Origin of the sequence: Streptococcus sp. SG1 (assembly GCF_030439935.1) — a bacterium.
Taxonomy (GTDB): Bacteria; Bacillota; Bacilli; order Lactobacillales; family Streptococcaceae; genus Streptococcus; species Streptococcus gordonii.
The window spans coordinates 250114-262128 of record NZ_JAQFJC010000001.1; the positions used below are offsets into that span (position 1 = coordinate 250114).

Annotated in this window: 16 protein-coding genes and 1 pseudogene; all 17 read right to left on the minus strand. The window is 33.4% G+C overall.

Annotation, left to right across the window (positions count from 1 at the left end; translation table 11 throughout):
* Window positions 1-563: 563 nt before the first annotated feature.
* Entirely contained in the window at window positions 564-848 is a 285-nt protein-coding gene (locus PCY06_RS01175) for a hypothetical protein (RefSeq protein ID WP_014334291.1), read from the minus strand.
* A 69-nt stretch (window positions 849-917) separates the two neighbouring features.
* Window positions 918-1052, minus strand: coding sequence for a hypothetical protein (locus tag PCY06_RS01180; RefSeq protein WP_023024363.1), 135 nt, complete (start codon window positions 1050-1052; stop codon window positions 918-920).
* Between the two features lie 43 nt (window positions 1053-1095).
* On the minus strand, window positions 1096-1434 hold the full coding sequence (gene cadX, locus PCY06_RS01185; protein WP_000711078.1) for a Cd(II)/Zn(II)-sensing metalloregulatory transcriptional regulator CadX: 339 nt from the start codon (window positions 1432-1434) through the stop codon (window positions 1096-1098).
* A gap of 11 nt (window positions 1435-1445) precedes the next feature.
* Window positions 1446-2060, minus strand: a complete 615-nt coding sequence (locus PCY06_RS01190) for a CadD family cadmium resistance transporter (RefSeq protein WP_002911684.1) — start codon at window positions 2058-2060, stop codon at window positions 1446-1448.
* A gap of 299 nt (window positions 2061-2359) precedes the next feature.
* Window positions 2360-4423 carry a heavy metal translocating P-type ATPase gene (locus tag PCY06_RS01195; RefSeq protein WP_002893754.1) on the minus strand — a complete coding sequence of 688 codons (2064 nt, stop codon included), beginning with the start codon at window positions 4421-4423 and terminating at the stop codon, window positions 2360-2362.
* Window position 4424: 1 nt separating this feature from the next.
* A complete protein-coding gene (locus PCY06_RS01200; protein ID WP_002893755.1) occupies window positions 4425-4703 on the minus strand; it encodes a DUF6110 family protein in 279 nt (92 codons plus the stop codon).
* Between the two features lie 180 nt (window positions 4704-4883).
* Complete coding sequence (locus tag PCY06_RS01205) at window positions 4884-5486, minus strand: transposase (protein ID WP_255260894.1); 603 nt, start codon at window positions 5484-5486, stop codon at window positions 4884-4886.
* A 475-nt stretch (window positions 5487-5961) separates the two neighbouring features.
* Window positions 5962-7011 (minus strand): annotated as a pseudogene (locus PCY06_RS01210) (DUF389 domain-containing protein).
* The gene (locus tag PCY06_RS01215) at window positions 7008-7331 is read right to left on the minus strand and encodes a potassium channel family protein (RefSeq protein ID WP_001253404.1); all 324 of its coding nucleotides are present in this window, start codon (window positions 7329-7331) and stop codon (window positions 7008-7010) included. The pseudogene PCY06_RS01210 and the gene PCY06_RS01215 overlap by 4 nt, the downstream one beginning before the upstream one ends.
* A 13-nt stretch (window positions 7332-7344) precedes the next feature.
* A complete protein-coding gene (locus PCY06_RS01220; protein ID WP_000397556.1) occupies window positions 7345-7686 on the minus strand; it encodes a hypothetical protein in 342 nt (113 codons plus the stop codon).
* The gene (locus PCY06_RS01225) at window positions 7611-7913 is read right to left on the minus strand and encodes a TMEM175 family protein (RefSeq protein WP_004240734.1); all 303 of its coding nucleotides are present in this window, start codon (window positions 7911-7913) and stop codon (window positions 7611-7613) included. The genes PCY06_RS01220 and PCY06_RS01225 overlap by 76 nt, the downstream gene beginning before the upstream one ends.
* Before the next feature lie 712 nt (window positions 7914-8625).
* Window positions 8626-8793, minus strand: coding sequence for a hypothetical protein (locus tag PCY06_RS01230; RefSeq protein WP_020992799.1), 168 nt, complete (start codon window positions 8791-8793; stop codon window positions 8626-8628).
* Between the two features lie 13 nt (window positions 8794-8806).
* Window positions 8807-9460, minus strand: coding sequence for an ABC-2 transporter permease (locus tag PCY06_RS01235; protein WP_000677415.1), 654 nt, complete (start codon window positions 9458-9460; stop codon window positions 8807-8809).
* A complete protein-coding gene (locus PCY06_RS01240) occupies window positions 9441-10298 on the minus strand; it encodes an ABC transporter ATP-binding protein (protein WP_008808388.1) in 858 nt (285 codons plus the stop codon). Before PCY06_RS01240 ends, PCY06_RS01235 begins: the two co-directional genes overlap by 20 nt.
* Before the next feature lie 12 nt (window positions 10299-10310).
* Window positions 10311-10844, minus strand: coding sequence for a hypothetical protein (locus tag PCY06_RS01245; RefSeq protein WP_125414667.1), 534 nt, complete (start codon window positions 10842-10844; stop codon window positions 10311-10313).
* A gap of 11 nt (window positions 10845-10855) precedes the next feature.
* Window positions 10856-11323, minus strand: coding sequence for a stage II sporulation protein M (locus PCY06_RS01250; protein WP_008808387.1), 468 nt, complete (start codon window positions 11321-11323; stop codon window positions 10856-10858).
* 87 nt (window positions 11324-11410) lie between these two features.
* Complete coding sequence (locus tag PCY06_RS01255) at window positions 11411-11689, minus strand: class IIc cyclic bacteriocin (RefSeq protein ID WP_008808386.1); 279 nt, start codon at window positions 11687-11689, stop codon at window positions 11411-11413.
* Window positions 11690-12015 lie beyond the last annotated feature (326 nt).

Below are 12015 nucleotides of genomic sequence, written 5' to 3' on the forward strand. Positions count from 1 at the left end.
GCTCCGTTAGGTGCAAGACGAAAGAACCATCCGCTATTGATATGATTCCTCTTAAGTAGACATGTTAAATAACCAAAATCTACTTAAGAGGTATTTTTATGTCTAGAAGGGAAAAATTCACCCCATACGAGAAAGAGCAAGCTTGTCTTGATTAACGTTTTGAGTTCAGTGGTTGCCACTCAATTAAACATCACTTCGCTTGTTTTCTTGTGGCAACTGTGTATAGCATATCTCTATGCGACTAAAGTCGATAGAGCTATCCTAATTGCACACCGCCAGTTCTCATACAAGAAAACACCTTGCAAACTGCAAAGTGTTTTCGTTTGTGTTCTGCTTTCCAGTAACGAATTAACGTTTAGAGAACTGGCTAGCTTTACGAGCTTTTTTCAAGCCTGGTTTGGAAAGTATGGATTTCAGTTGGACTAAAAACAGCGTAATATCAAGGATTTTCTGAACAATATCTACTTTTTAATTTCATAAAATCTGAATCAATATTTTTAAAATAGGGAATAGTTTAGGTCTCTAAGCATTAAAATAATACACCTAACTTTGGTCACCGTTTTTTAGTTATTCACTCTTTTTTCGGATAGTGTTTTTAAAGTTATGATGTAAAATGCCGCAATTAAAACACTATACATCATAATCGGAGGATAGAGAATTAAGGACAGAATCAATCCCACTCCTTTAATTATTAGGTCAGGTATCAATAACTTCCTATATTGTGCGGTAGCTTCAAGTAATTCTTTCTGATCTATATTGGGTTTATCAATTACTTTATGTAAAAACCAGTTTGCTACCGTTGAAACAATAACGATCAGTCCATAAAAGAGCTGTGCCGTATGATTCATGAAATGACTACTAACTATTCCAGTAGCATAGGGCATAAATGAAACAAAAAATAAAAGATACAAATTCTTTCAAATTTCTCCCTTTTCAATTTGCCTAACTTGACCTGCATTACCTAGGTCGCTTTGCTTTAAATTATACTTTTTTCTTAAACATTTAATACGAGTAGGTATTTCTTGTGAGTAATTTTCATCAAAAAATTTCATATATAATCTCCCTATAATCATGGAAAAGTAGTAAAAATAGTTGTTATCCTAGTTGATTAAAAAAATCTCTGATTTCCTCATCTTTTATAAAATAATATATAATTTTCCCCTCTCTTCTAGTGTCCAAGATGTTTTGATTGGCTAGTTTACGAAGATGGTGGGAGGCAGATGCCATACTGAGATTTAATAAACAGGCTATATCGCAGACACAGAGTTCTTCGACGGCAAGGAGATAAAAGATGATATTTATCTGTTTATTATCGGTAAATTTTGATAAAATGCGAAGTGATTTTTGGACTTTTTCCTTTTCAAGGTAGTTCGTTGCGGTTGTAACATTTTGTTGATTTATAACATCCACTTGACAGATACTATCTTTTTTCATAATTTTTTCTCCTAGCCTAACACAGCCCATAGCATGTCAAAGCTGTTGTTTTCAATCAGGATATACATCCCCAATCCTAAATAGACAACGGCAATAAACCATCTGCTATATTTTTCCAAAGTTTCTCCAACAGAAGGGACTTGTGCTAATTTTTGGGCAGAAAAAACCAAGAGATAAATCATGACTAGAAAAGTAAGTAAAGTCACTATCAAATTCGCTAAATTTAAGGTGGTAAAATATGGGACAAAGACACCAATATTGTCAGCGCCACAACTTGCAAAAGTAATCATAGCGACTAGAAAAATCAGGTTTTTATTGTCTTTTCGCAAACCATCTTTTGCAATAGCTTCTCCATCAGAATCTCCTAAAAGCAAAACTTTGAGGCCTAGGAAAATTGGAATCAAACCGAGTAAGCCTAAAATCTCTTTACTAGGAATATAATTTAAGACAAATGCAAAAAGCAAACTTAGGAATATTAGACTAACAGAGCCTAGAAATTGTCCTAAATAGATGTTAATGATGTCCTTTCTGCTTTTTCTTTTGGCAAAAAATAACATTAGGATAATAAGTAAGTCTACGGCTGTCCCAGAATACAGGATTATTGAAGTAACAATATTTTGAATCATAAAACACCTCATTCAAATATATTTTTGAATGTATTCTAACATTAACCTTTGTAGATGTCAACTTAAAATCCACCAATTAATAATTGCATGTCAATATTTGTATTGTGAAACTAGTTTCAGAAATATATAGTCTTAAAGTATGTCCACTGCCAATGGTTTTTTCAATATTTAAAAGGAGAGAACCAATTTGGTCCTCTCCAGGGTATAATTTTCCATCAACCCACTACAGTTGACAAAGAGCCGTTATTCTCAAATGAGACAACTCCTTTTAGTTTTTATAACCTCAGCTTCTCGGTCTCTTACCTACTTTTAATAGAAAGACTACGAAGGACGATTCTTAAAGTAGTCAGATTGTGCAATATCGAAAGATTAGATGGGCTTAACCAATTTAACAACCCAAATCCAATTAAACTTCCATTTATTACAACTGTTTCTTGAATATTTCTTTGAATTAATTTCTGCAACGATTCAGATAAAGAATTCAATTCCTCGAAGAAATCTAAACGATTATCTAATAATAAAATATCACTCATCTGCTTAGAAATATCAGCACTTTCATTCATCACAACCCCAATATCTGCAAGCGTCAAGGCAGCAGAGTCGTTTAACCCGTCTCCAACCATCAAAATAGTTCGGCCAGCTTTCTGTAATTCCTGAACCAACTGAAACTTACCATCTGGTTTTAAATCAGTATAAACGTTGTCAAATGGCAGATCTTTAACCAACTCTTCTGTTCTAGCCAACGTATCACCAGTTGCCAGAATCAGTTTTTTCCCTTGGCGCTTTAGCTTTTTCAATGCAACTTTCGCCTCGCTTCTCAAGGGAGTGTGGATACAAAACATCCCAATTAATTCTTTCTTATAAGCCAAAAACAATAAATTGTAATGAGTCTTATATTGCTCAATCAAGGCCAGCTGCTCAGAACTAATTCTTACCTGTTCGTCTTGCATTAGTACATAATTTCCAATGACAACCGATTGACCATCAATTTGCGATTTAATCCCTTTGCTTGCAACATACTGAAGCTTGCCATGCATTTCTTCGTGTTCAATGCCTTCAATTTCAGCTTGTTTAACAATTGCATTGGCAATAGGATGATAGATATGTTCCTCCAAACATGCACTTATTCTTAAAATATCTTTCTCAGTATAATCTCCGAAAGGAAGAACCTTTTCAACCAAAGGATAACTCGTCGTGATGGTACCCGTTTTATCAAACAAGAAAGTATCCACTTCCAGATATTTTTCTAATACATCACCATCTTTAATAACCATTTCTCGATTTAGACCTTCCTTTATGGCCGTAAGGTAGGCTACAGGTGTGGATATTTTTAGAGCACATGAAAAATCCACCAATAAAAAGGAAATGGCTTTTGAAAACGAACCTGTTAACAGATAAGTCAAACCAGCACCTAAGAAGTTATATTTTACAACCTTGTCTGCCATCCTAATAAAATGACGTTGTTTTGTCTTCTTACTCTCTTCAGATTTTTTCATCAGATTGATGAGTTGCAAAATACGACTGTTTATCTGATTATCAGTCACACGAATTCTTAACTCTCCTGTTTCCAAAACAGTATTCGCACATACAGAATCTCCCTCTTTCTTTTCAACAGGGAAGCTCTCTCCAGTCAAGGAACTCTCATTGACCATGCCTAATCCTGAAACCACTTGGCCGTCAAACAAGATTTCATTCCCTTGGGAGACAACTAATACATCACCTACTTGAACATCAGAACTCTTGATGCTGATGACCATGTCTCCCCGCACTAAGAAAACATCACTTTCTTTAGCAAGAAGGCTTTGTTCCAAATCTGTTGCTGTTTTTTTTAAAGACCACTGATCCAGATGATTACCCAAATCAAGCATAAACATGATGTTGCTAGCTGTCTTGGATTGGTTCATAAACAAGGACAACAAAATGGCCGAACAGTCCAAGACCTCCATGGTTAGTTCCTTGCGCGCTAAAGTTTGATAGGCTTCTTTGACATAACCCAAAGCCTGATAACAAGTCCAAATATAACGAATAGGGTAGGGTACAAAACTTCGAAACAGCAAACGCTTAATCGCTGCACCCGATACAATTGAATAAGCACTCTCTTCTCTACGAATGGGAAGAGTCATCAAGTCCGAAACTTTCCCCTTGTCAATTTTTTTTAAAAAGGCCTCTGCATTTTCTAATACAGAGAAGCCTTCTTTCATACGTAGAGTAAAGTGCTGCTGATCCATATAAAACTGAATAGAGTCGATCCCTTTTTCATCTTTAGCCAAGGAACGAAGATAATCTTGAATATCCAAGGTCAGTGAAAACGAGGACGATAATCGGATATGTTGATATCCTCTGTGTAGCACTTTAAAAGACATATTATTCACCTGTCAGGCTATCTAATTGTTCTTCTTTCTTTTCCTGTTCGTATAAATATTTAGCGTCTTGTAAAACATCATCACCGTGTTGTTTTACAACAGAAACAGATGCATCCAGTCCATCTTTCAATTTGTAAGCTTTAGCCAAGGCCTTAGAATAGCCTTTCTTAGCTTCTTTACTTGCTAAGACTTTCAAGCCAAGCGTCCCAAATGCTACCCCTCCTAAGAAGAGAGATGATTTTTTCGCAACTTTTGCGACGTTTAATACTTCTTTTAACATGTTTATTTCCTCCTTGTAACTATTGTAGCGAAAAATGACAGCAAAAGCAATTGCTGATATCTGATATATAGATAAAATTCTCTATACTGATATTTAATTATATTATGATGAAAACAATATACTTTATTTTTTGATACTGTAAATAATTATGTGTAAACACTTAAGTAGAGTTACGGAGTGTTAATTAAATAAGCTTTCAAGTGTATCAGAACATTGACCAAACCCTTTATGGATTCGTTGACTTTGCTTGAAATTATAATCTTCAAACAACGTAACTAAGTAACGTTCCAGAGCCTCCTCATTAGGAAAAAGAACCTTCTTTTTCGTTTGATGTTTGATTTCTTTGTTAAGAGACTCAATGAGGTTTGTCGAATACATGCTGTGCCAAATCTGGTAGGGAAACTGATAAAAAGTTAAAAGATTATCCGTCTTCTCCAGACTTTCCATGACTTTCCTATACTTTGGTTTCCATTCGGCGAGAAAGTCCTCTAAAGCTTGTCCTGCCATTTCTAAATTTTCAGCACGATAAATCATTATAAATTGCCCCAGAATAACCGCTCTATCTGCTCGTTTCACTTTACTAGCTAGATTTCGACTAATATGAATTAAGCAACATTGTTGTTTAGCTAATGGGTGAGCCTGACTGATAATCTGCTCAAGCCCCTTAAAGCCATCTGTAACTACAAGAGAAATCTGTTGGATTCCTTGGTTTTGAAGCTTGTCTAACAGGGTGGACCAAGAAGCATTGTTTTCTTGAGGCAACTGTGCATAGCATATCTCTATGCGACTAAAGTCGCTAGAGCTATCCTAATTGCGCACCGCCAGTTCTCATAGAAAAAAACACCTTGCAAGATGCAAAGTGTTTTCGTTTGTATTCTGCTGTCCAGTAACGAATTAACGTTTACTAAATTGTGATGCTTTACGGGCCTTTTTCAAGCCTGGTTTGGAAAGTATGAATTTCAGTTGGACTAAAAACAGCGTAATATCAAGACTTTTCTCCGCTTTTATAAAAGCGTTTTTCCAATCAAATTCAACTAATTTTATCTAAATGGTGTGGATTTTACCCCCAAAATTACAGAGAATGGAGCTGATAAACACTAAACGTTCACACCATTAGTTAAATGATTTTTTTCATCATTTTTCTTAGATGATAGAACTTCTAATTTATTTCTTATTCAAGCAAAAACAACCTGCTATAAGTAAGAAAGAGGAAGATACAAGAAAAACACGGCGTAAAAACCGATTCAGTTCATTGTCCTCAATCCTTGTCTGCTTCATTTTCTTTTACGAGATCGTTTTGTGAATCTTTTTCAGAGAGTTTTTGATCAATATACTTGTCAATGTTTTCATAAAATTCCTTGGTCGCTTCACTATCTAATGTTGGCGAGTTCTGAACTTGATTCACTTTCAATTGAACAGATTGAATACCGTAAGAGGCTTGTTTTTGGTGGAGTGTTTCTAATTCTTCTTCTGAAATCGGATCTCCAACAACCGTCAAGACCAATTCATTGTTACTTGACTTGTAGACTTAATTAATAACCGTATAATTGGCGAACTCTTTTCCTACAAACTGTTTGATCCCTTCTTTGCGCGCTTGTTCTATTGTCAGAGTAACTGCCGAATAGCTAGCTGGAAGAATCAACAATACAATCAAAGAAATCAAGCCAATTCTCATTTTAATGCTCAGCTCTTTAAATGAAGTTAAAGGAGATTTTCTCATCAAAATTCTTGTTCCAACAATGTTGGCTAGCATGATAAAGACACAGTTGATCAAGAAAAGATAGAGAGCCCCCAATAAAAATCGTACATTCCCATTAGCTAAACCATAGCCAGCAGTACAGATAGGCGGCATCAAAGCTGTAGCAATGGCTACTCCTGGCACGATATTGTTTGCTTCTTTTTTCCTTGAACCGATCACACCAGCAATCCCACCAGCAATAGCAATGAGAACATCCCAAATGGTTGGAGAGGTTCGTGCGATCAACTCGCTACTTGCATAAGACAAGGGAGAAATCCAGAAATACAGAGTCGAGACAAGCAAACTGACCAACACTTGAGTCAATAAAACCTCTAGAGATTGCTTGATTAAACGCGTATCAAAAATAGCTAAACCGAATCCCAGTCCAACAATCGGTGTCATGAGAGGTGAAATTAACATGGCTCCAATAATAACAGCTGTTGAATTCATATTTAGACCGATAGAGGCAATAAAAATTGCACACATCAAAATCGCTGTATCTCTCAATCGAACATGAAGGTCATCGTATAATTTCTCACGGTATTCCCGTGTTGAATAATTGGCAGTCATTTGTCCTCTCCTCTTTCCTTATTTAAATCGGTATAATAATTAATAATAACAGCTGATAAACAGCCAAAAAATATGAGCCCATAAATCGTCAAGAAGACACTGGTAATCCTTCCAATCAAGGTCACAGCTAGGAGATCCCCGTAGCCGACAGTCGTCGAAGTCACAAAAGCATACCAAAGACCGTCTCCGTAATTTGTGATAGCAGGTTCAACTAGGAAAAGCACGCCTCCTGACCCAAAAACAAAGGTCACAAAACTCAGAGCAAACCGAGTAAAACCCGTAACCTGTATAATATGCCATAACATTTTTAAACGTCTCATTTGTTCTCCTTATTCATACCAGCTCCTGACCGAGCCGTTTTTTCCAATAATCAAAGTGAAGATAGGACATGATCTCCATCAGAGAAAGATAGACAAACTGATAGATCTGATTTAAGCTGATTATCAACTGATATTGTTTGAAAAATGACTGGAAGAAAGACCAGATATGACTGTCTTGAATCAGTCCCTTCTTAACATCAGACAGGATATTAGCTAAAGCTCCCAAGGACTGAAACGGTAAATCCTTGACATTTATATAGATCCGGTCCACCACATCATTCAGACTGGTATCTTGGATGGCATGAAATTCTCCAAAGAGAACTCCTGCCGCTCCAAGAGTAGAAACAAATTCCACCAAATAATTTCTGAGGAAATTTTCTCAACCTTTTCCCATAATGTGTTTAGTGCCATCCATAACGATCCCAACCAGAAAAAGGAAAGAAAACAAGCAAAGAAATTTTGCCGTAAATCCCAAAAAGCTTCAAGACTTGGTGTTGTTGGTTTTTCTAACTCTAAAATCAAGATGGTCATAATAATTGCTAGAACAGCATCTGTCAATACAATTAATCTGTCTTTCTTCATCGGATTGCATCCCCTTTCTTTTTTGTAACATTCTATCTTATCGCATAATATTGGATATTCTTTCATAATCCGACTACAAACAAAAATAAACCAAAAAGTCTGTCCCTATTATGCTATATTTAACTCTAGAAGTATTCATCCATCTAATTAATAAATATATCATATTTCACAATAAATGAATACTATCAAAGATTCATCCCCTTTCACTTCATCATTTAGTGTTGCTTAGATTTATCAAAAACAACCAAATTTGTATTAATTTCAAGTATCACCTAGTTACAAAAATTTGGGGTGAACAGAAAAAGCATCCCGTATTTTTGATACGAAATGCTTTCAATAAGTTTAAATAAGTTTTAACGTTTACTAAATTGTGATGCTTTACGGGCCTTTTTCAAGCCTGGTTTGAAAAAAATATGTTTTGATAAAATTCAAAAGCCTTTAAAATTAGCGTTTTCACGAGTTTGCAATATAAATTATTTTATCTAATTTCAAGTAATTGTACTTGAATGGTGTGAATTTTAACCTAAAAATCACTGAATTGAGCTAACTAATATCTAAAATTCACACCATTGAATAATCTAATTTTTATTATGTTTTTTTGTAGAATACTCCCTTTATTTTTTCGTATAGAAAACAAATGAGAAAGACACTTGAGTATAAAACAAGCGTCTTTTCTATTATTCTAAAAACTAACTATGATGGAAATCTATTCCTATTCCTCCCCTTGCTTTCCCATTCGTTCTACCAATCCTGCAATTAAAAGAGGGATAATTGCAAAAAAGATTGTACCTCTTTCTCCCCAAATTAGCAATCCAACTGCCAATATAATTGAAATTATTGCTAAAGCAACAGCTACTTGATGATATATTTTTTTACTCATAACAATTAAACTCCTATCTATTAAATGTACTAGAGTATATTTTGGTTGATATTATCATAGAAACAACCGTTATTGTCATAATTAAGATACAGCTTGCAATTATTAGTAGAATAGCATTAGTATTGCTAATCCAAGAAATAAATACTAGACCAAAAGCTGTTTTCTGCAAAATGTAAACTGCTCCCATAATGAATACCAAAACCAGTATATTTACGACTGTGCTTCCAAATGTACCAAAGGCATAAACCGACGGAAGTAAGAATACTACATACATAATGCCAATCAATAAGCCAGCTATTGATATGAATATATGTATTTGTATACTGAATTGTTGAAAAATTAGAGCGGTTATAAGACTCAAAATCAGAGTTATAAAACTAACAAATATTATTAGAGAGATACAAAAAATGTACCTAGCTAGAACTATCGTTTTTTTGGAAATTGGGAAAACACCAACAAACCTGTTCCAACCACTTTCATAGTCAGAAACTAATAGACTGGTTGGTATAGATGCCAAGCCAATTGGTCCCATTATTGATAAAAAAATTGCTCCAGACTCTCTACCAAAAATTGTTATTAACAATAACGCACAGACAATTAACAATCTATTCGTCACACTTACTTTATTCAAAATAAGTTGAAAATCTTTATAGAGTAGTCCCTTCATCTATCCTCACTCCCTTTGCTAGAAATAATAATATTTCTTCTAATGTAGCATAGTCTTCACTATCAACTTCATTTTGTGATACGTCAACTAAATATTGAATAATGTTATCTTGAGACGACTTATATTTGATGTTTTTCAATGGCAAATGTGCTATTTCGGTTTTAATAGCGTAATGGTTAAGTAACTCACTCCTCTCGCCCTTTAGTAGAATTTTCCCATTTTCAATAAAAATAAAATAATCAGCGACTTGTTCCAAATCACTTAAAATATGCGAAGACAATAGTACAGTCATTCTATTATTATCTACATATTTTTTTAGTATAGTTAAAATCTCTTTTCTTACAATAGGGTCAAGCCCGCTTGTTGCTTCGTCAGCAATCAAAAGTTTAGGATGATGGGATAATGTGGCAGCAAAGTTTAGTTTTACAACCATTCCCCTTGAAAAATCTCCAATAGCTTTGTTAATAGGTAAGGCAAATTTATCAATTAAGCTGTAATAAAGTTCTTTATCCCAACTTGGATAAATCATTTTTAGCATTTTTTCAATTTGTTGAATTGAAAACGAATTTGGAAAATAATTTTGTTCTAAAATCACTCCTAGGTTAAGTTTTATTTGATATTCATCTTTATCAGAATCCAAACCTAAAATTTTCATATTACATGAGTCACTTTTTATTTGATTTAACAACAAATTCAGAAAAGTTGATTTTCCTGAACCATTTTCACCAATCAATCCAACAATACTTCCTTCTTGGATTTTTAAATTATTGATTTGTAGTTGAAAATCTGTATACCGCTTGCTTAAGTTTAGCACTTCTAATACTGGTTTTGTATTCATTTTTTCACCTCGCTAAGATTGCAATAGCATATACACAACCGTTAAGCTATTTCCAATTAGAATTACCAACGTCAATAGAGTATTAACTTTTTTAGATACATTGGCCTTTTTTAATTCAATAAATAATAATAAAGCTACTAAAACATAATTACCTAAACTCATTAGTAAAGTAAATAAATTTGTTATTGTGATAAATAAATTTGTTATTGTGATAAATAGACTTGTTATCACAGAGATAGCACCTGTTATTGAATAAGATAATAGATAAATAAAATACAATGTATTTTTAAAATCATAGTTATCTATGTTTATGTCAGAAAATCTTATTATTATCTTCTTAATTATAAAATAGGTTATATTGGTATTTAAAATTAATACACCAGCTGTAATTACTAGTGAAACCACTATAAATAATAGTGTATTGAATAAGTTAAAGTGTATATTGTATTTTATTTGAAAGGTTTTTTCAGAAATAAAAATACTTCTAAGGATAAAGATAAATAATGAAATTGTAAATACAATGGGTAATTTATGCTTTTTATCCATTTTATTTCTCCTTAACTAATGAAATTAATCATGAAAGGGGTTATAAAGGTTTCAACCCCTGCCGCTAAAGCTAACAATAGGAAAGAGACTATAAAACGTTTAGTCACTTTTTTCTTATCTTGGTTCTGATTCCTCATATTCATTATAGTATCTGATAAATATACATAAGAGCCTATTTCAATCAATCCATGTGGTAAAACTAGCAATAAATATGTTATTGACGAAAAGGAAGACAACAAAAGTCCCAAGATTACTCCATTAATTATAAAGAAAATATAGATAATTGATTCACCAAAGATATATGCTAATAATAACCAAATACTAGCAATTGAATTTTTTAAAAGTATTTGGATAAAATCTTCAAAGCCAAAAGCTACATTATAGTTTGAAATTACTTGCTTTTCAGAAGAAGTGGAAAAATAAAATACTATAAGAGCGGTTAATAAATAGGTCAAAATTAAATATTTTTTCCCTCTCATCCTTTCTCCCTTAGTAATCTAATTATTACTTACTTGAATTTTGAAAAATTGAGGAAGAATTTATCTCCCTCAATCCTCCAACAGTATTTAAGCACTTACGACACCAAAACCAGCTAAAACTGGTGCAATCCATGCTGGAAGTGTAATCCCAGCAATAATTGCAAAGGCATCAACAATTGAACCGCCAGCAGATACAAAGTCTACAATATCTTGGTACCATCCTGGAGCCAACCGAATACCAAATTTTCCACAAATCCAGTAGATATTTCCTACCGCAATAAGCATACCTACAGAAACGAGCAAACTAAATAGAAAAGTTTTTTCAATTTTATTAAGATTGAAGTTTAGTGATACATTGTTTCTCATAATAAACCACCTTTCCCAGTGCAATATAAAGCAGTATTAGTACATTCACAAATTCACCTTTTTGTTTTGGACCCCCATAATAACCATCTCTTTTCTTTTAGTATTATTATCCTTTAGAAAAATATTTTACTAGTATTAATTTCGATAAAGGATAATTGGTGTAACCGATTACACGGTTATTCTAGCACTCTTTTATATATAACCTAGATAATTTCAAATAAGAACTTTAATTTACTATTATTTTCATATTTGAAAAAATACACCTTATTACTTATTTCGATTTATAATAATAGTAAAAGGAGGTTCTACCTTATGTTAAAAACAAT